Origin of the sequence: Paenibacillus donghaensis, assembly GCF_002192415.1 — a bacterium.
Classification (GTDB): Bacteria; Bacillota; Bacilli; order Paenibacillales; family Paenibacillaceae; genus Paenibacillus_AQ; species Paenibacillus_AQ donghaensis.
In genome coordinates this window covers 2,637,818-2,658,107 of the sequence record NZ_CP021780.1, presented here as the reverse complement: position 1 = coordinate 2,658,107, position 20,290 = coordinate 2,637,818, and the positions used below count along the sequence as shown (strand labels likewise).

Genomic DNA, 20,290 nt, shown 5'->3' with positions numbered 1-20,290 from the left:
GGCTTATCTGTTCATGCTTCGATCTGCATGTTGCTGCAGCTTAGTAAGCGGTTTTGAGCCAGTTGTCCTTGGACCAGGACAGCTTGCCAGCCCCGGAGCCATTGGAGGCGGTTAATCTCGCCGCAAGTGTGGACGGATCATCTGTTGTATAGCTGTAAGGCAAGCCCGAGATCCCACTCCAGGAGAACGGTATAATCGTTGCCGGCACCGGTGCCAGCGGACTGCCGGAGGTTTCGCTGCTGCCTCTGAATACAGTACCGTTCAAGGAATAGATCGTATCCAGCGCTTTGATCTTGCCGGTATAGCTGGAATCACTGGGGTCGGTCTGATTGTTGCGCAATGGATACTGGATGTCAATAATGTTCGATTTCTCCACCAGTACCGCGCCGCCTTCTGTAGCAATGGTGCCATTGCTGGTTACGCCAAATTTATAGCCTTTGGACGCAAGCGCGGTTGCCATCGCCGTAGTGATCTTGGATTTGGCTGCCCAGGCTGCAGAATTGTCAGCCAGAATGTTATATACATGGGCATTGCCGCCTCTCAGGCGGGGCAGACGGTCCTGAATATCCAGATAAAGATTGTGATGCAGGGTGATGCTCAGCTTCGGATTGCCGGAATCAAAAGAGGTTGCACCCACCAGATGCCCCTTCTTCTGTGAGCTGGCCACCGCAATAATATCGCTCTTGCTCAGTCCGATGGCGCTGCTGCGCAGATATGCGTACATCGGATACTTGGAAGGGTTGGCTTCCAGCGCATTGATCTGCTGTGTCACCCAGCTGTTCGAGCTGCGGTCATCCCCCTTGAAGGTGGACCATGAGATGGTCACTCCCGAGGTGCCTTTCTTGGAATCGACCAGCCCGTCATAGGCTTTGTTGAAGGTACAATGGTCAATCCAGACCTTGTTGTTCTCTTCAAGCGTAATGTAGTCCCAGTCATTTTTGTCATAATCGCCTTTGGTTGATTCATCCCATTCCCACAGCTCATCAAATTCCAGATTGCGGATAATGATATTCGAGCTCCGTTTGATCGTGAAGGCTGCGTGTTTAATCTTGGCTCCATTGGCCGAGAAGATCGTTAATCCGTCAAAGCCATCCATATTGATCTTGCTTACTCCGGTCTGGAGCAGCACGGGATGAGTCAGCGCTGTGTTGTGGGCAGAGAATGGAGATACCTTGGCAGCAGCTGGAATCTCGTTCCAGCCCAGATTAAGGTCATTCATGATCTCAATTACTTTGACTCCTGAATTCTTCTTAAGTGCCAAGGCCAGGTCAGTTGCAGTGTATACTTTCTTATAAAGTGCAGTGTTGGATTCGCTTACATTTCCTCCACCCGCATTACCGGCGGAGAACCCGTTCAGATTATAAGCGCTTAGTGCGCCTGGAGCCGTGCTGGCCGCAGGTGTCTGAGAAGGCGCTGCTGTTGGTGCCACCGTTGGTGCCGGTGTTGAGGTTGCTTGGACAGTTGGTGCCGGCGTTGCGCTTGGCTGCGGTGTGGTGGTAGCTGTTGGTGCTAGAGTTGGCGTCACCGAACCTCCACCGCTTAAGGATGCCCCGATATTGGTTCCGCTTGGTGTGCCGGAGCCAATCAGATCACTGCCGCTGGCTAGCTTCAGGAAGTTGCCCAGCGAGAAAGAGCCGTCCGCACTGCGGGTGACCCAAGGCGTAAGACTGACGAAGTCGGCGGCACTGGCAACCAGCCCTTTGCCGTTGGTACTGGCATTGCTCTTCCACCATACATTGGTGTTCTGGACATCGGTTCCGCTTGATTTGTCACTGGAGGAACCGGCAAAGGACAAATTGTTGGTGAACTGATGAGTTCCAGTATCAAAGGCAAAATTGCTCTGACCATTGCTCCACGAAGTATTATTGGTCATTTGGATCGAACCAGGATTGCTGTTATAGGTGAACCCGTGTTTTTTGTTCTGGTAGGCGACACTGTTCTGAACGATATGGTTGACGGCGATCTTCTCGCCGCCCAGCTTGAAGCCGTTGCCGTCGCTGTTGGAGGTTGTGCTGCCGTCAGAGGTCTGGCCGTTCTTATAGGCAATACTGTTCTTGATCGTTACTGCACCGATCGGTCCGGTTTCAGACTTGGTGTACAGATCCCAGCCATCATCCGTATTCCAGGCCGAGATACAGCGGTCAAATACATTGCCGGGGCCAATGGTCAGCTTGGCGGCGAACCCGTCCGCATCCTCCCCATTGTCCGGATCGAAATTGTCATGCGAGTAGACGCCGATAATCTGATTATAGCTCGGCCAATCGCTCATGTTGGTCATTGATGAAGCTGCGCGGCTGATCTGCAGACCGGAATCCCGGTTATGATGGGTTTCAAGGTTCTCGATAATATTGTAATTGCCGCCGATAAAGACACCGTTGTCTCCGGCTCCTTTGACTTCCAGCCCTTTCACATGCCAGTAGCTGCCGTTAATCTGCAGGCCGCGTTCTGTAGACGCAAAGGTCTGGGCGAAGAAATCAAGTACCGGCTTCTCGCTGCCGTAAGCTACAAGCGTTTTACGCTGGCTAGATGTACCGCTGTTGGTCAAATCGATGGTAACGGGCGACGAATAGCTGTAAGTTCCGCCACGCATGTAAATGGTGCCTCCGGGAGCCACTGCGGCAATAGCCGAAGTCAATGTAGTCGGGCTGCCAATTGTACCAGGGTTGCCAGCCACACCCTCAGGAGCTACATAGATGGAGCCTGTAACCGGAGTGGCTGATGCCGTTGGCGCTGCGGTAGGGGAAGCCGTTGGCGCTGCGGTAGGGGAAGCCGTTGGCGCGACAGTTGCGGTAGGTGCAGATGTTGGTACTGTTGTTGGTACCGCCGTTGGTGCAGTTGATGGACTTGCCGTAGGTGCAGAAGTTGGTGCGGTTGTAGGTGCGGTTGTAGGCGCTGCTGTAGGTGCAGGCGTTGGAGTGGTCGAATCTACGCTGCTTACGGATATATTGTCAAATTTGGCTGCGGTTTTGTATGCAATCAGGCCAATGCCGCCTGAGGCCAGATTGTTATCGTGTGCATTAAGCTGCAGAACATTATTCACATACATATTAAGCGAATCACCGATCATTTCAAGCTTTACCGTGTATACGGTACCTGCAGTTATGGGGAAGTCTTTTTTGCTGGCCAGCGTGGTGCTTGAACCGGCGGCTTTTTTGTGAAGCTCCAGGGTTCCACCGCTGCTGTTCGATAGGGAAGCGGCATAATAATTGTTGCCGTCCGTGTACCTTCCGCTTACATAAGTCCGGTTGTTGCCATTGAAATTATCAATCTTAACATCTGCCTGCACGCTGTAATCGGTCCATGAGCTATTGCCTGCCGAGGTGCGCGCTTCGGTTGCACTGGACTGATAATAAACACGGGAGCCGTTATCTTCAACTACGGCCCAAGAACCTGTGGTACTGTTCCATTGATCTGCATTGCCGGATTCAAAATCATCGCTGAACATACTTGATGCAGCTTGCACAGATGGGGTACTCCATTCAAATCCGTTTAGTACCAGAGATACTGTAAGCGCAATCATAATCACGATCGATAAACCTTTTTTACATTTCACGTGAACATTTTCCTCTCTGATATTACTTTTTTTGTACAAAGTGCTGCAGAGGTGTAATCAGGAACAACCAGCAGATTCGGGCAGAAACATTCCTCCTGTCAGTATTAAAATATAGATTGCGGACATGGTCGCCCTCCTTAAGAGTAATTGCTTCAGGAGGGCAAATCCATATCCCCACTATAGGTAAATTTATGGTAAAAAACAACGAAAAATATTCTAATTTATTACAACAAAGTGAATAATACCAAATATCTGAGTTAAGGATTATCGAGGATACTTGTTCAAGAAATTCTGGACCAGCAGTTCAGCCCTCCGATAGGATTAGAAGCCTCTGATAACCGATCAGCATCTCCACGCAGGTACAGTGATATCTGATGTTCACCCAGCTGAAGCCCGAATAGCTGTTCAACATGATAAACACCGGGACTGCCTGACCATTCCTTGAATAGTATTCCGGCAATAGCTGCAGCGACTTGGGCTGTAATTGTAGATTCCTTGGACCCTTGAATCACATATTCAGCCTTTGCCTTGGCCCCGTTCCTAAGACCTGTCGCTTCTACCTTTATAGCATATTTGTCAGTACCCCAGCGGACTCTGCCAAAAGAACGAACCGCAGCGTTTCGGATCCGGCTTCGTTCGAGCCATCTTAGCAGACCCAGCTTCTGAAGCAGAGCCAAGCCATATGTGGCTATTCTGGAATCGAAGCATAAGCGGGTAGATGCGGTGGCAATGCCGAGTGTATCCGGGAGAGTCAACTGGTCAGAGAAAGGGAAGCGGTAAGCCCGCCTTCTCCCCAGCGATTGTCCCCAATCGATGGTTTGACCATCCGTAAAGCTCTTCACCCGATGGGAACGGCCACTCTGCATAACCTCATACTCTGCATTCAGATTGTCCACCGTCCATTCGATGGCCGCTTGTCCATGGCTGTCCCCCAGCCCCAGCAGAACGGAAATGTCCAGCTGCCAGGTTTCATCCATCGACCGCCTTGCTTCACCCGCGAGCAGATTGGTCAGTCCGGGTGCCAGTCCCACGCTGAGTACAGCCGAGGCCGCATAGGTATTGCCTGAGCTTGTCAGCTGCTTCATTTGTCTGTAGAAATCAAGATTAGCCGTGACATCCATGTAATGTATCCCCTGAATTAGACAGGCCTCGGCAAAGGAGGTGTCACTCTGATCGAGGCACATCACCACAAGCTTGACCTTTCGCAGCTTATCTACCGATAGCGCAGCGGAAACGTCAATCTGCATCGGCTTGATTCTGCCTTCGGAGCCTTTGCAGAACTGTTCCGCACGCGCCAGGCTTCGGCCTGCCGCATACACCACACCCGGATAGAGGTCAGCCAACAGCGTGCATATTTGTGATCCTACATGGCCGTAACCGCCAATGACTACAATATCAGTTCTCATCCTGTTCACTCCCCCTCTTAACCGCCATCCATCCGTCTACCCGATAGGAACCGAAGAATCTGCTGATTGCCGTAAATCCGGCTTGCCTAAGCATCTCCTCGATCTCTTCTGCCGGAAGAGGATGGGACGTTATTCCAAAAGATTGCTCAAATTGCTCCCACTGCTGCAGCGTAATGCCTTGACCGAGCATATGAAGCTTCCAGCCTGCCAGCTGGCTTAACCAAGCCGGGGATGTCATATCCCCGTTTATCGCAGACAGAAACAGCGGAGCGCCTGGCTGCAGACGCGAGGCAATTGATTGAAGCAGCGCAAGCTTGCGTTCACGCCCTTCCACGAAATGCAGCACCAGCATGCAGGTTGCCGCATCATACAGTCCGTGGTCATCCCAATCTGCCAGCTCACATTGCTGCAAAGACACTCTTGTCGTAAGCGCTGCTGCAGCAAGCCTTTCTTCTGCTACCAGCAGCATCCGCTGCGAGTTGTCAACGCCGGTGAAGCTCCAGTGCGGATGTTTCTGCGCCAGAGTCAGGATTTCCTGTCCTCCGCCTGCTCCCACAATCAGCAGCCGTGCGGCTGTCCGCTCCGTAAGCGCTGCTGTAGCCAGTGTGTCCAGAAGGTCATACTGCAGCTGATAACCGGGTATTTTTAGCGCAATCTGCTCGTGATATTTAGCCGCTGCCGCCTGCTCCCAGGGACTGGCCATTTCTATGCTATTGTCTTTCATAGGTTTCCCCTCCGGGTCATTGATCTGATGAAATAGTGTATACTAAGAACTAATCTTAATTATCACGATAACGACGCAAAACCACCATCCCACATTTATGGGATTTAGAGAGGCTGACATGATGAAAGAACCTTCCCATGTAATTGTTAAACTACTTCAAGAGCTGGATCAGGCAGACCTCTCCTCTTTGATGTACAGAGAAATCATGTTAACCCGGCTAAGAACGGTACTGCCCTTTGACGCAGCCTGCTGTACAACCGTTGATCCGGTTACCTTACTTACTACGGGCGCTATTACAGAGCAAGGCGTGGAGGCCATTCATGGTAGTCTGATGGATAATGAATATCTGCACGAGGACTATAACAAGTTCAGCCAGCTAGCCGATGCGAAGATCCCTGTAAGTGCCTTGGGACAAATAACGGGAGGACAGCCGGAGCTTAGCCGAAGATACCGCGAGCTGCTTAGACCTGCTGGCTTCGCAGATGAGCTGCGGGCTGCACTTAAGGTGGATGGAGTATGCTGGGGATTCCTGACGTTATTCCGCAGTGTGGATAACGGCCTTTTCACCGCGGAGGAACTGACCTGGATCGAGGACATTATTCCGCTGATAGCCAGAAGGTTAAAAGCGGGCACGCTCAGCCGGTTGCACACCAATGAGCCTGAACAACAGCTGGAGGAAGGCATTCTGCTGCTTGATGAGCAGCTGGTTCCGATAAGCCTTAATTCCGGAGGCAACTATTGGCTTGGCAAGCTGCAGCAGGCGGAAGGCCAGGGTCAACAGAAACTGCCCGGACCGATTCGGGCCGTCAGCTTGCAGGCGCTGGCCGAGAAGCCGCTTCCTCAAGGCGGATTGCCAACCGCCAAATTGTGTTTTCAGGCAGCGGCTGGACAATTCCTGACCATCACCGCCAGCAGACTCGAAGGCCCCTCCGGGCTGGTACAGCTGGCGGTTTCTTTTACAGCTGCCAAGGCAGCAGACCTGCTCCCGCTGATTACTGAAGCCTACGGGCTGTCAGAACGCGAGAAAGAAATCGTTGAACAGCTGTCCAAAGGGAAATCGACCAAGGAGGTAGCGGAAGCTCTTTATATTTCGGCCTACACGGTACAAGATCACCTCAAATCGATTTTTGCCAAAACAGGCGTCAAGAGCCGCCGGGAGCTCATCTGGCAGCTGTATTCATAATACAGTACTAGCTAACCCCTGCCCTTCTAGCTCACACGCTTCAGGTCTGGATCAGAGGCTTCAAGGTCCGCAGCATCTCTTGGAGCTGTAAGGAGCACTGCTCATACATGTTTTTGGCCTCCTCGTTGGAGGTGGACAGGCTGAACAGTTCCAGATCCGCTTCACATTTCTTCAGCAGCGCATAGAGCTGCGGCTTCTCCTCCAGCTTGGGAACCTCAACCTGATCGGTATAGAGATCCACCGTCAGCTCACCATATGAATCCACCTGCCCCAGGAATACATTTTGCACCGACAGATTGAGCTCTGCCAGCTTCTCCTGCAGCCCCTTCCGCGACAGCCCAAGGATATCCAGTGCATCATCCAAAATCTCTCCATCCATGATAACGGCTTGCGTCTCCTGCTCGGGAGCCACCTGAATCCCCAGATGTTTCGGAGTTAGCGGCTGGTTCTCACGGGTCAGCAGTAGATTGATTGCACCGTCCGATTCCATAATGGCGAATTCAACATCTGCCAGCTTGAACACGTCTTTCTTGCGCAGCTCTGACAGCAGCTCGTCGGTGGTCAGGCGTTCTTTTTTCATATTGTCTTCCAGGATCTTGCCGTCTTTGATCAGCACCGTAGATTTGAAATCGAGAAAGTCACGCGCTTTCTTGCTCTTCATCTGCAGAAATTCAATCCCCAGTGAGAACGCAATCCAGACAACGAGCGCAATCAGTCCGAGATGCCAGGTCTTGTCGGTATCCAGTGAGATATAGGCGGCCAAGCTGCCGACGGTGATCCCAGTGATGTATTCGAAGAACGAGAGCTGGGAAACTTGTCTTTTTCCCAATAATTTAGTGAGCAGAAACAACACAACCACCGCAAATATAGTCCGTACAATAACCTCCAGCCATTCCGGCATGGTCAACTCCCCCTATCCAGTAATCATCAGATTTAATCTTCAGTATTGCCAACGTCCATGGGACATATGCTGAATAAAGGAAGGACAGAATGCACATTAATAAAGAAGACTAAACCAACAATAAAGGAGAATGTTAACCATGACCGTAGCCTCAGAAGTGAAAACCTGTCTCTCTTCCCTAAAAAGCGCTCAGGCCAGCCTGGAGCAGTTCGCCCTTGGAACACAAAATGAGGACGCCAAAAACCTGTTCACGCAAGCTGCTGGACAAACCCAGCAGATCGTTGAACAGGTGGAAAGCCGTGTTGCAGAAATCGAAAAAGAAGAACCACAGTACAAAGGTTTCTAGTCTTCTGAAGTTTGCGAGCCACTGCCATGCAGCCGGTAATACAAGCCTTCGGCCAACATCAGCTGTTCATGGCTGCCCCGCTCGGCGATCTGTCCGTCCTGAATTACCAGAATCATATCGGCATGACGGATCGTACTGAGCCGGTGGGCAATCATGAAGCTGGTTCGTCCGGCTATGACTTGTCTGATCGCTCGCTGGATCTCGATTTCGGCCAATGTATCGACACTGCTCGTCGCTTCATCCAGGATTAGCAGTGCCCGGTCCGCCAGAATGGCTCGTGCAATGGTGATCAGCTGTCTTTGTCCTTGGCTGAGATTGCCACCTTCTGCGCTTAAAGGGGTTTCATAGCCTTCCGGAAGCTTGCTAATGAAGGCGTGGGCGTATGCCTTCACGGCCGCCGCCTCCACCTCTTCATCCGTGGCTTCCAGCCTGCCGTAGCGGATATTCTCACGAACCGTACCAGAGAACAGATGGGCATCCTGCAGCACCATGGACATTTGACGGCGAAGGCTGTTTTTGTTCATGGTGCTTATATCTGTGCCATCAATCAGGATCTGCCCGGCATTCGTATCGAAGAAACGTCCCAGCAGGTTGACAATCGTCGTCTTCCCCGCACCAGTAGGACCCACGAGTGCAATGGTCTGCCCAGGCTGAGCCGTGAAGCTGATCCCCTGCAGAATCTCTTTATCCTCGTCATAACCGAAACCTACATTTCTGAATTCAACCTCACCTGTAATGGGCTTCATGTCTGCAAGTGAATCTTCCCCATCATATTCAGATGGCACATCCATAATCTCGAATACCCGTTCAGCCCCGGCTACACCGGCCTGAATCATGTTGTACTGGTTGGCGACTTCATTCAGCGGTCCGCTGAACTGGCGGGCATACCCGAGGAAGCTGACGATAATCCCGACAGTCGTGTGATTATTAATAGCGAGCCAGCCGCCTACAGCAGCAATCAGCAAATAGGTGGTGTGGCTGAACAGATTCATGAACGGTCCCATCAGGCCGGAGAAGATCTGCGCTTTGATCCCCACTTCCTTCAGGCGGTCATTGGTTTCCGCGAACCGGGAGGCAATCCGCTTTTCCTGGTGAAACAGATGAACCACCTTATGCCCGGACACCGTCTCTTCAATGAAGCCGTTCATCTGACCCAGCTCCTGCTGCTGGCCTTTGAACTGGGATTGTGTCCGGCGAGCCACCGATTTCGCAAACCAGGTGATCAGGGGTGCCGTTACCAATGCAATCAGCGTCAGCCATACATTCAGCAGCAGCATCATGGTCAGAGAGCCCACCAGCATAATGATGCTGGAAATCAGTTGCGTAAGACTCTGGTTCAGTGACGTCGAGACGTTATCGATATCATTGGTGGTGCGGCTCATCAGCTCTCCATGGCTTTTGGAGGCAAAAAAAGGTAATGGAAGCTCTTGTAGATGCTCAAACAGCTGCTTCCGCAAAGTGTATACGGTACGCTGTGAAATATCAGCGAGAATAATGCTCTGCAGCCAGATGACGAGGCTTGCTGCCAGTGTCACACCGCCCAGCAGCAGACACAGCCGCAGGAAACCTTCATATTGTCCTGTAATAATAAAGGTATCCAATATGTAGCCTGTTATGAAAGGCACAAGCAGGTTCAGCACAGCTATCGATAGGGTTAGTATGGTTACAAATACCAGCCGCAGCGGGGACTGGAGCAGGTATTTGCCTAATCTTCGGATCGTTGCAGTTGTAGTCATGGTCAGGCTCCTTGCTGGGACAAGGCAATTTCCCTATACAGTCTGCTGCTCTGCAGCAGCGACTGGTGTGTGCCTTGCGCCGTGATTCGCCCTTCTTCGAGGACAAGAATGTGATCGGCATGTTCAATGGAAGCGATCCGCTGCCCGATGATCAGACAGGTGCTGTCGTACATGGCTGTATTTAGAGCTTCACGAATCCGCAGATCCGTGGTCAGATCCACTGCACTTGTGCAGTCATCCAGAATGAGTATGCGCGGTTTCGTCAGCAGGGTGCGGGCGATGGCGATCCGCTGCTTCTGACCGCCGGAGAGGTTGACTCCCCGCTGACCGAGTACAGTGTCGTAGCCTGCCGGCAGCCGCATAATGAAATCATGCGCTTGTGCGTGCCTTGCAGCCGCTTCCACCTCTTCCCGCGCCGCTTCCGGCTTGCCATATCGGAGGTTCTCCATGATGGTGCCGCTGAAGAGCAGCGCCTGCTGCAGCACCATCCCCACCTCCTGATGCAGCTCCTCTGCCGGCAGCTCGTTGATGTTCTGGCCATCCAGCCGGATCTCTCCCGCGGTCACTTCATAGAAACGCGGGATCAGACTGACCAGCGTGGATTTGCCGGAGCCGTTCATGCCGATGATGCCAATAATCTGACCCGGCTCAGCAGTGAAGTTGATATCGCGCAGCACGGCATGTTTCTCATTGCCGTCGTAGCTGAAGGTCACGTCCCGGAATTCCAACTGTCCACTCCGGGTAGTTGTCCGGTTAGCAGTGGCAGTCAGGGCAGATGGAACAGCTGGTTTGGTTAATGAAGATTCTGCTGACGGCTCCGATAAGACTTCTGTCACCCGGCTTGCCGAGGCTTTGGCCCGGGAGAGCATCATCAGCTGGTTGCTTAATCCGAGCGCAGCGAACAGCAGCTGTGAAATATAAGTTAGGAAGGCGGCAAGATCCCCTACGGATAAAGCCCCTTCTCTCGACAGCACACCACCATACCACAAGGCAGCCACTACACTGAAATTAAGAATCAGTGAGACGAGCGGGGAATTTAAGGCCGCTGTCTTAGCCGCCTTCAGGCTGGTGGCCAGAAATTGGCTGTTGCTGGACTCAAAGCTGTCTTGCTCATGCTTGCTGCGCACAAAAGCTTTGACTACGCGAATCCCGGCCAGATTCTCCTGCATCTTCGTATTAACACGGTCGAGCTGTTCCTGCACCTTCCCGTAGAGCGGAATCATCATACGCGTGGTTACTGTGACCACCACTGCCAGCAGCGGCAGCATAACAAGCAGAATCAGCGATAGCCGCGGACTGATGATGCAAGCCATAATCAGACTGCCCGCGAACTGAAACGCTTGTCTGGGAAACATCCGCAGGGCAATCAGCACGAGACTCTGCAGCTGGACGATATCCCCGGTCAGTCTGGTGACAAGCGACCCTGTGCCCAGCCGGTCGAGGCTGCGGATGGACAAGGTTTGCACTTTGCCGAACAGCTCCTGCCGCAGGTCCGCTCCGAACCGCTGCGAAGCCTTTACCGAGAAGATCGTACAACATACGCCGCCGACCAGACCTACAAGGGCAACAGCCAGCATAATTCCGCCTGTATTGCGGATATGCAGCAAGTTGCCGGTAGACACCCCTTCGTTCACAATGCTGGCCATCAGACGCGGCTGCATCAGGTCCATACTCACTTCAAGCAGCATGAACAGTGGTCCCAGCAGGGCCGCTAACCAATGGGGTTTCATAAATCGGATAAGCTTGGACAAGGAAGACACCTCTATTACCTTTGGTTTGAACAGATGTTATAAACTAACATTATACATTCCGCTTACAAGTTAGGCTGTGCGATGAAGCACCGATTCTGCCGGCTACTGCCTGGACACTTGCCCGGATACCGTATCCGCAGGGGATTCCCCATGCCCCGGACCAAACAGGTTCAGTACCACCACGCCAATAATGATTAGAGCAATACCAGCCAGACTGCCGAGCGTAATCTTCTCCTTCCAGATCAGCACAGAGATGATTACCGTCGCTACTGAGCCAACCCCTGACCATATGGCATAAGTTGCATTGAGTGGAAGTGTCTTCAGTGTAATCGACAGAAAGAAGAAGGAAAACACAAAGCCGACGATGACTCCTATGGAGGGCAGCGGCTTGCTGAACCCTTGGGAAGCCTTAAGCATGGAAGTGCCGAACAGCTCTCCAACAATCGAGAATGCTAAATATAAATAAGCCATTTATGTACGTCCCCTTTCTGTAAAAGCAAGTAACTGCCGATAGACCTTATCCCTTAGCTCTGCATCCGGCGGGGCAAGTCCAAAGATCTCGGCAAACCATAATCCGTCCGCAGCCAGTCGGGTGATTGTAGCCAATACCAGATCATTTCCGTCATTGGCAATCTGATGCTGCCATTGTTCAAACTGCTCACGCATGCCCTCCAGCAGCTGCGGATTGGCAAAAGCGGCGGCGAATAAGGCAGAGCTCTGATCCATGCCCTCCTCAGGACATTCAAAGGCAGTCTCCACATAAGCTCGGCTCCAGGCTCCGCTTGTGTTCGGATCAGCCAGCGCCTGGCGGCGTACCGCATCTCCATAGACCTCATTCGATTTGTCTACCATTGCTTTGATTAGTGCATCTTTGCTGGCAAAATGATAAAGCAGTCCTCCCTTGCTGACCCCGGCTTCCCGGGCAACGGCCTCCAGCGTCAACTGAGCCATACCGTCTCGCTGGACAATGGTGGAAGCAGCCTTTAGAATTAAATCCGGTTTGGAATTATTGCTGCTAGTCATCCGTACATCACCTCCAAGTTTAGTTTTAGGTAAATGTTTCCTTATAATAGATAACATGCATGCCCATGCCTAAGTAGTAACACTTTTTCAAGCTCACGATTCATAGTATACCGTCTGGACGGTTTTACGACAACCACATTTTTTAAGGAGAGGTAGATTAGATGAAGACACGGAAGTTAGGTTGTTCGGAGCTGGAAGTAAGTGAAATTGCCCTCGGCTGCATGTCCCTCGGGACAGAACCGCAGCAGGCGGTTTCGATTGTGCATGAGGCGCTGGACCTGGGGATTAACTTCTTGGATACCGCCGATCTTTATGATGATGGCCGGAATGAAGAGCTGGTTGGACAAGCGATCCGCCACCGCCGCGGGGACGTCATTCTCAGCACCAAGGTGGGCAACCGCAGGATTCCCGGCAAGGAAGGCTGGAGCTGGGACCCGTCCAAGGCATATATCAAAACTGCTGTGAAAGACAGTCTGCGGCGGCTGCAGACCGATTATATTGACCTTTATCAGCTGCATGGAGGAACGCTGGAGGACCCGATCGACGAGACGATCGAGGCCTTCGAGGAGCTGCAGCGGGAAGGCTTGATCCGTTATTACGGCATCTCCTCCATCCGCCCCAATGTAATCAGGGAATATGTGAACCGCTCGAATATCGTCAGCGTCATGAGCCAGTACAGTATCCTGGACCGACGGCCGGAGGAGTCCGTACTGCCGCTGCTTAAGGCCAGCAGCATCAGCCTGATTGCCCGCGGCCCGCTTGCGGGCGGGCGGCTGACCGATCAGGGGCAGCACAAGATTGACAAGGAGTACCTGGGGTACTCCCCGGAAGCCTTGCTTGCACTGCTGGATGAGCTGAAGCTGCAGACCGGCGGGCGCACGCTTGCCCAGACCGCGCTGCAATATCCGCTCGCCGATCCCGGTGTCGCCGTGATCATCCCCGGCGCCAGCAGCATGCAGCAGCTGCGGCAGAATGCAGCAGCTGCTGCAGTTGCTCCGCTGTCTCCCGGCGAACAGGAGATCATCCGCAGTCTGAGCATGGCGAACCGCTATACGCAGCATGTGTAGAGCTTAACTGTACTTTGTACAGCTATTTCGCATAAATATGGGACAAAATCGACTTTAGCTGTATTTGCTGCAGTTATTTTCTTTCCAAACAGCGTTTGAGGCCTAAATAAAGAGATGTAACTGCGCGGAATACAGTTACATCTCTTTTTTCTGCCCAAACGTTTAATTTAGCTGTACGAAATACAGTTACCGTCTGCGCCTGCTACTATATCCGCCGTTACTTGTGCCACACTAGTGCCATTGGACCCTTAACACATCAAAAAGACCCCTGCCCCTTAATTTGGGAGCAGGAGATCATCCTTTACCGCTCATCACCGCACGTTCAGCATCTTCCTGACATCCGCCGGACTGGCAACCTCCAGTTCCATAGCTTCAATTATACCCGCGATCTTCGCTACAAGCTGGGCATTGCTACTTGCGCGCTCGCGTTCAGTAAGATAATCACTGTCCTCAAAGCCGATCCGTACCAGACTCGCCCCCATCGCGATAGCTGCAGTAATAATCGTATAATCACTTCGTCCAGCATGAGTAATTCCCCACAATGCATCTTGAGGAACGCAGCTACGCAAAGCGATTAAGGCTTCAATGGTAGCTGGTGCGCCGCCCTGATGGCCCAGTACAAGATCAAACAGAATCGGCTTCGGCAGGTTAAATTGCTTATCCAGCTCCAGTACGGTATGAATCATGCCGAGTTCAAAGATTTCAATTTCCGGAATTTTGCCCTGCTCCAGAATTTGCGCCACGCAATACTTCACCTCGCCAAGCGGGTTCCGGTAAATGGCCTCCCCAAGATTGACTGATCCCACATTCAAGGAGACAATCTCTACCTTGTCATAGAGAATAGGTGCACAGCGCTGCTCAATCGTCAGCTCAGACAGCCCCCCCGTCGAGGCCTGGATCACAATGTCGCTCTCGCGGATAATCCGCTCTACTGTATCTTGAAACAGACGGGTATCCTCAGTAAGCTGTCCTCCACTGTCTCTTACATGCATGTGGACCATGGCAGCTCCAGCCTGTCCTGCGTCCAGTACCTCCCTGGCTAGCTCGGCCGGATCGATGGAGGTTACCTGGGCAGAGGTTGGGGCAACAGAGATTATTATCTTTCGCATAAGGTCAGCTCCTCTACAATTTCTTTCAGCGTTGACTCTTCTCCCACATTCCCCGGAAAAATCACATAGGGCAACTGCGGGAACCTGCTTTCCTCGCCGCATATCCAAACTGGAACGCCCGGCTTGATCTGCCCGGCAACGATAGCCTGCTGCACCTTCAAGGCTTTGGTTCCGATATCGCTGGAGGTAATGCCCCCTTTGGCAATAATAAAGCGGGGTCTAATCTGCAGACTGGCGACAATATGGGTTAACGCGTCAGAGATTCTAACGGATATTCTCAGCTCATCTTCTTTATTGCCGCTGTTCAGGTCCAGCCGTTCACGCCTTGTGCAGAGCGCAACCGTTCGATTCTGACTCAGCAGCAGAGTACACTGTTCAATCACCCTGGCAATTTCTCGCTGCACCCGCTCCTCAGACTCCACCATCAAATGCTGGTTAAACTCCAGCATGACCACATGGCCGCCAGGCTTCAGCTGCTCCAGCTGTGCTGTGGTTTTCGAAGTGTGCGAGCCGGCAACAATTAGTCCTCCACTCCCGCTTCCCGGCTCGATAAGCTGCTCTGCTCTCAGCAGTGGCTGCTCGCTGATTCCGCCAATCACCCTTACCAAGCTCGCGGCTGTCCGGTAGAGGAACTTCTTCCCTTCAGCCAACGACTCATATAGAGCTATACAGAACACCTGCAGGTCGCAATAGTCCAGCGCATTGACGATCACTTTATTGAAGCCGGTTACAGCGTTCAGCTTCTTCACAATAGCCGTGATCTCGCAGGCTCTCAGCTCCTCCAGCGTAATCATCGTCATGCTGTCCTGCCTGAAAGCGCCACCGGTTCTCTCCTCCACCCATTCCCCCAGCCCGGAAGATGTGTAGCCAAAGGTCTTGTCTCTGGCGAACTCCGTATCGCCAATGGGCGTAAGCCGGTCATGCTCCGCGACATAGTGTATATTATTAACCGTGAACCGGCCCCCTTCCTTGAAAAAAGGGCAGAGAATCTCACCGTCAAAGGTGTAGCTGGCCTTGCTTTCAATACTATCCTTCAGCACCTCGGTTTCCAGCGGATAATGACCCCTCATGGTGGAATCCCCTCGGCTGATAATCATATAGTCTCTATCCAGCTGCCGGGATACGGCCATAATGTTCTCGGCTATTTCCTGATGTGCGGCACTCGTTTGCGCTTCCGTGAAGCTTCTTGAATTCGTCAGGATAAAAAATACCTTCTCAGGGGTAAGAAATCCCTTCCGGATGCTCTCTATGTTCCAATCGGTGATTACCGTTACATCATGTACCGTCTGCACACCTGTTGGATCATCATCCAGGACAATAATTTTACTGGCATTGCTCTTAATCGCCCGGGATAACAGCTCTTTCAGGCGTTCTGAGTCCGGTTCTGGGAAACTGCTCTGTAGCTCACTCAGCTTCTGCTTCTCCATCCATGCTCACCTTCCTCTTGTCCTATAGAGTGTCCAGCAGTTCCTTCACCTGTTCTATGCCGAAGCGCGGGGAAGAGAGCACAGGAATGCCTGTTGCAGCCTGCAGCTCCTGCTCCATTCGGGCCATCGAGCCTTGAGCCAGCACAATGACTTCTGCATGCCCGGAAACCTCTATAGCTGTCTGCAGCAGAATGGCGTCATGCTCCTCTGGTCTGCCGGAGACCAGCGCGTCGAAAGCCCCGGCCGCAAGGCCATTGACCACAGTAACTTCCTTGCCGGCTTGCTTGGCTTTGCTCTGGATAAGCCGCATCGTCGGCGCAAGCGTGGACGGCAGCGTCGCCAGCACAGCAATCCGGCTGTAGCCTTCAACCGCCTTCGCTGCCATCAAGTCATCGATCTTCACAATAGGTACCCCGATCAATTTCCGCGCAGCATCGGCAACCTCACCGACGGAAGAGCAGGTATTCAGAATCACATCGGCTCCAAGCTCTTCCCCGTTATGGAAATATTGCACCAGTCTTCTGGCTACACCGGGTGGAACCCCACCAGCCTGCACCACATCTCCGATCAGGCTATCATCTATAATGCTAACCAATCTGATGTCTGGCAGCAGCTCCTTGAAGATCGCCTTCAGCGGATCAGCCAGCCCTTGTCCTGTATACACAGCTACCACAGTCTTCATCTCTTCACACTCCCGCTTATTAGTCTTTAATTATTACCAGATAAAGTCCTGCTCCGGACGCCGCAAGCTGCCTTCCTTCATTGGCGCTTGCCCCAATACCACACGTGAAGTGTAGAGCGGTTTGGTCTTGCCCTGCGGGGTAATGCTGACCACATCATCCCCGCGCCATTCGGTGACAAAGCTCTGATTCACAGCAGTCTCCACTGTCGTACGCAAGCTTAGAGGGAACGTAATCGTCACTGTCTCACCCTCATAAGCCTCATCCAGCAGCAGGAAGCAGCGGTTCACCCAGCGGCTTGACTCTTTGCCGTGCCCAGTTGTTACAATGCTGCCGCGTTCGCGTGTGTATTGGATTTTGGTGAAGCCTGCCCATTCGGGAATGCGCACCTGCAGACGGGAAATATCGGCATGGATATGCAGGATAATCTTGCCTTCATGGGGCAGATAGCTATGCACATCCAGCCATTTAGAGCCGCGGTTCAGCAGGAAGTTCACACTTACAGTACCCTGATGCTCTGTAACGGTATTGCTCCAGCCCATGAACAATCCGCGGGTTCCCGAGCCGAGGCAGCAGATTTGCAGATCATTGGTATGTCCCCGTCCCTCGATCACATCACAGACGAAATCATTCGGGGCGGAGTAGCCCGCGAAGGCGCCTCTGGTCCGGTCCGCTACCTTATAATAGGAAATATCGCCATGAATGTCGTTCGAGCGGTCTTCCGATTGCTGCACCCAATCCAGATCGAGCAGCTGTGATTCTGTCAGATGATTGCGCAGGAATCGTTCTACGGTACCCCAATACTCTACATAACCGCACTGGGCCAACGTAATCCCGGTTGAGATCAGATCCACCAGCGAGCAAGTCTCGTGTTCATAAGCCTGCTCATGCATATCACCGGGAGTCCAGCCGAAGGCAGTTCCCACAGTCAGCGCCCAATCATAGCTCTTCTTCACCCAAGCGATCATCGCTGCATTTCCGGTAAACTTCCCGAACCGGGCAATCGCATCCAGCGTCCCTACACGCGTGTGGAAATGCCCGCTGCGGTAGGCAAGCGATGTGTTAAAGCTGCCGTCCTCATTAAACACACCGCTGCGCTCTATAATCAGCGCCGTAAAGAATTGGCATAGCTCAAAAGCATCCTTGTTGCCTGTCACCTCATGATATTTCAGCAGCGGCATGACCAGTCTGCCGCAGAAGGAGGCCGGGTCCGGTGCAAGACGCAGCAGGATTCCATTTGAGGAAGGCCAGCCGCCTTCCTTATATTCAGAGGCGGGATAATACCAGATGTCCCGTTCTTTAATGGCAATCCGCTTCAGAGCAGCCACATGGCGGTCTGCCGCCTCCTTCACCTTGGGGTCCCCGCTCTCCATATACCAGGAGGTCAATGACAGAATGACTGCCCGCTGGTCGATCAGATTAGCGTTAGGTTCCCAATCATGAGCCGGACTGACTTGACGGTAGCTAAGTCCATCTTCTTTGAAAAAGGACATTAGATTCGCGCGGTATTTCTCTTCCGTCTCTTGGCCCTCTGCCGAACCCGTCATATGGCGGGCCAGCACCAGCGCATCAATCATCCGCCCGTGGGAGGAGCCGTAATCCCAATCTCCATGGGTCATGCAGGCAGGCTCCTGCATCAGATCAGCTGCAAAAAAGGGAATGCCGTCATGATCAGGGTCGGCAATGCCTACAATCGCGTTAATGGCGTGCAAAGCTCTCTCTTCAAGCATCAGTGTGTCAGGAATCAAATGTTTCGACATGGTTCTTCTCTCCCTTGAAGATCGGCGTGGCGGACAGAATTACGGTATTCGCCTATGGTCATACCCAGTCTTTTTTTGAAAATCCGGCTAAAATACCGATAATCCTCATACCCTACCATTTGTGCGATCTCATAATTTTTGTAAGTTGATGACTTCATTAATTCCTTGGATTTGCCTATACGCACATCGGTCAGGTAATCAATAAAACTCTTGCCGGTTGCCTTCTTAAAGATCCGGCTTACATAGTCCGGATTCATATAACAGCTCTGAGCAATTCCCTGCAATGACAAGGCTTGATCATAATACGCTTCCACCTGGCGCTTCATTTCCTCCACCACCTTTCCGGCCTGTTTCTCGCCGAGACGGTTATAAAAGCCGGTTACTGCAGGAATCAGCTCTTCTGTGAATATGGCAGTAACTGAATCTTTATCATTTCTCGCATCCAGAATTTCCGTGTACACCGGCGGGGATTTCCCGCAAATATGTCCGAAATCTGCACCTTTAGCCTGAAGCTGTTTCTCGACCGCGTACATGAGCAGCAACGAGCTTCGCTGCAGCTGCTCCACGCTCACCGTATCCATTGAGATTTTAGACAGAAATTCGTAGAATTCACGCTCAGCCGCAGTGCAGTTCCCGGATTGCAGGGCAAGCAGAAAGGCCCGTTCCTGCTCACCGGGATAAATGGATGTGGAAGCCGCCCGCTTGTGCTCAGCCTCCAGAACCAGATCGCTCTGTCCCAGCAATCTGTCCTTCAGCGCTTGCTCCGCTTCCCGCACAGCTCCCCGAAGCTGCCCTCCCTCCTGTTTGATTGTGCTGAGCCCGACACTTGCCGAGGGACAACCGGCCTGCTTCAGCACATTCTGCAGAATGCCGCCTACCCGCTGCAGATCGTTCCGCCCGAGCCGGCTTCCGGATAACACAAGCAGCAGTTTCCGGGTAACGCCGTTCATAAGAGAGACTTCAAAGGCCCAGCTTCCGTGCCCGAAAAGAAGCGGCTTCACCCGGTCCAATTGCTCCCGGAGACAGCTCAGCAGGCAAGCTGAATCCAAATCTACAGCTTCCAGGAAGACATCGGATTGCCCAATAAGCACCATAAGCTCCTTGCCCACCCACTCTGGCGGCATAGACTTGGTCATGTCTGTAGCACCAGCACCTGCTTCTTCCGCAGAACTGTCCAGCAATGCCCGGACCCAGCCCGCGTCTCTGTGCTGCAAGGCTGCACGCCGGTTATGCTCACGCTGCTGCAGCTCCTTGCAGGCTTTGGCCAGTACAGTGTTCAGCTCCTCCTTGCGGACCGGCTTCAGCAAATAATCAAATACCTTATGACGGATCGCTTCTTTGGTATATTCGAAATCCGAATATCCGCTGATTACAATAACCAGCAGCTCCGGCAGCTCTTGACTAAGCAGTCCGAGCAGCTGTTTGCCGTCCATTCCCGGCATCCGCATATCCAGAAACAGCACATCCGGCTGTTCAGCCATTGTCACTGCATAGGCATCGTCCCCGTTCTCCGCTTCTCCCGCCAGCTCCAGCTGCAATTCACCCCAGGCAATTGATTGGATCAGACCTCTGCGTATCCATTTTTCATCATCAACGATCAATACTCTGCGCATGGTTGTAACCT

General features: G+C 52.5%; 16 protein-coding genes and 1 pseudogene. 3 read left to right on the top strand and 14 right to left on the bottom strand.

The features are described 5' to 3' along the window. Positions 1–40: 40 nt before the first annotated feature. The 4 genes and pseudogenes from B9T62_RS11610 to B9T62_RS11595 form a co-directional block, all read right to left on the bottom strand. Positions 41–1,429, bottom strand: a complete 1,389-nt coding sequence (locus B9T62_RS11610) for a pectate lyase family protein (RefSeq protein ID WP_087920235.1) — start codon at positions 1,427–1,429, stop codon at positions 41–43. Between the two features lie 423 nt (positions 1,430–1,852). Further along, positions 1,853–2,590 (bottom strand): annotated as a pseudogene (locus B9T62_RS41755) (right-handed parallel beta-helix repeat-containing protein); the annotation flags it as partial. A 1,244-nt stretch (positions 2,591–3,834) separates the two neighbouring features. After that, positions 3,835–4,959, bottom strand: a complete 1,125-nt coding sequence (locus B9T62_RS11600; protein WP_087915400.1) for a saccharopine dehydrogenase family protein — start codon at positions 4,957–4,959, stop codon at positions 3,835–3,837. Next, positions 4,949–5,683 (bottom strand): class I SAM-dependent methyltransferase, encoded by a 735-nt coding sequence (locus B9T62_RS11595; protein ID WP_245864423.1) that lies wholly within the window; start codon positions 5,681–5,683, stop codon positions 4,949–4,951. The genes B9T62_RS11600 and B9T62_RS11595 overlap by 11 nt, the downstream gene beginning before the upstream one ends. 118 nt (positions 5,684–5,801) lie before the next feature. On the opposite strand from B9T62_RS11595, the gene B9T62_RS11590 reads away from it, so the two are divergent. Further along, on the top strand, positions 5,802–6,866 hold the full coding sequence (locus tag B9T62_RS11590; RefSeq protein ID WP_245864422.1) for a helix-turn-helix transcriptional regulator: 1,065 nt from the start codon (positions 5,802–5,804) through the stop codon (positions 6,864–6,866). A gap of 40 nt (positions 6,867–6,906) precedes the next feature. Here the strand turns inward: B9T62_RS11590 and B9T62_RS11585 are convergent, their stop codons facing one another. Further along, complete coding sequence (locus tag B9T62_RS11585; RefSeq protein ID WP_087915398.1) at positions 6,907–7,767, bottom strand: DUF421 domain-containing protein; 861 nt, start codon at positions 7,765–7,767, stop codon at positions 6,907–6,909. Positions 7,768–7,906: 139 nt separating this feature from the next. Between B9T62_RS11585 and B9T62_RS11580 the strand changes: the two genes are divergently transcribed. Then, on the top strand, positions 7,907–8,113 hold the full coding sequence (locus B9T62_RS11580; protein WP_087915397.1) for a DUF1657 domain-containing protein: 207 nt from the start codon (positions 7,907–7,909) through the stop codon (positions 8,111–8,113). Here B9T62_RS11580 and B9T62_RS11575 read toward each other — a convergent pair. The 4 genes from B9T62_RS11575 to B9T62_RS11560 form a co-directional block, all read right to left on the bottom strand. Continuing rightward, entirely contained in the window at positions 8,110–9,849 is a 1,740-nt protein-coding gene (locus B9T62_RS11575) for an ABC transporter ATP-binding protein (protein ID WP_087915396.1), read from the bottom strand. The two genes, B9T62_RS11580 and B9T62_RS11575, sit on opposite strands and share 4 nt — an antisense overlap. A gap of 2 nt (positions 9,850–9,851) precedes the next feature. Beyond that, a complete protein-coding gene (locus B9T62_RS11570) occupies positions 9,852–11,609 on the bottom strand; it encodes an ABC transporter ATP-binding protein (protein ID WP_342746167.1) in 1,758 nt (585 codons plus the stop codon). A 93-nt stretch (positions 11,610–11,702) separates the two neighbouring features. Further along, positions 11,703–12,071, bottom strand: a complete 369-nt coding sequence (locus B9T62_RS11565) for a DMT family transporter (protein ID WP_087915395.1) — start codon at positions 12,069–12,071, stop codon at positions 11,703–11,705. Then, complete coding sequence (locus B9T62_RS11560; protein WP_087915394.1) at positions 12,072–12,623, bottom strand: TetR/AcrR family transcriptional regulator; 552 nt, start codon at positions 12,621–12,623, stop codon at positions 12,072–12,074. A gap of 161 nt (positions 12,624–12,784) precedes the next feature. Here B9T62_RS11560 and B9T62_RS11555 point away from each other — a divergent pair, with 161 nt between their 5' ends. Next, a complete protein-coding gene (locus B9T62_RS11555; protein WP_087915393.1) occupies positions 12,785–13,690 on the top strand; it encodes an aldo/keto reductase in 906 nt (301 codons plus the stop codon). A 311-nt stretch (positions 13,691–14,001) separates the two neighbouring features. Here the strand turns inward: B9T62_RS11555 and B9T62_RS11550 are convergent, their stop codons facing one another. Genes B9T62_RS11550 through B9T62_RS11530 form a run of 5 tightly spaced genes read right to left on the bottom strand, consistent with a single transcriptional unit; the run spans position 14,002 to position 20,279 of the window. Beyond that, positions 14,002–14,799: a beta-keto acid cleavage family enzyme gene (locus B9T62_RS11550; RefSeq protein WP_087915392.1), complete on the bottom strand. Its 798-nt coding sequence runs from the start codon at positions 14,797–14,799 to the stop codon at positions 14,002–14,004. Then, positions 14,787–16,226, bottom strand: coding sequence for a four-carbon acid sugar kinase family protein (locus tag B9T62_RS11545; protein WP_087915391.1), 1,440 nt, complete (start codon positions 16,224–16,226; stop codon positions 14,787–14,789). The genes B9T62_RS11550 and B9T62_RS11545 overlap by 13 nt, the downstream gene beginning before the upstream one ends. A gap of 22 nt (positions 16,227–16,248) precedes the next feature. Continuing rightward, positions 16,249–16,908: an aspartate/glutamate racemase family protein gene (locus B9T62_RS11540; RefSeq protein ID WP_087915390.1), complete on the bottom strand. Its 660-nt coding sequence runs from the start codon at positions 16,906–16,908 to the stop codon at positions 16,249–16,251. A gap of 33 nt (positions 16,909–16,941) precedes the next feature. Next, positions 16,942–18,666 (bottom strand): hypothetical protein, encoded by a 1,725-nt coding sequence (locus tag B9T62_RS11535; protein WP_087915389.1) that lies wholly within the window; start codon positions 18,664–18,666, stop codon positions 16,942–16,944. Then, positions 18,651–20,279, bottom strand: coding sequence for a response regulator transcription factor (locus tag B9T62_RS11530; RefSeq protein ID WP_087915388.1), 1,629 nt, complete (start codon positions 20,277–20,279; stop codon positions 18,651–18,653). The genes B9T62_RS11535 and B9T62_RS11530 overlap by 16 nt, the downstream gene beginning before the upstream one ends. Positions 20,280–20,290: the final 11 nt, after the last annotated feature.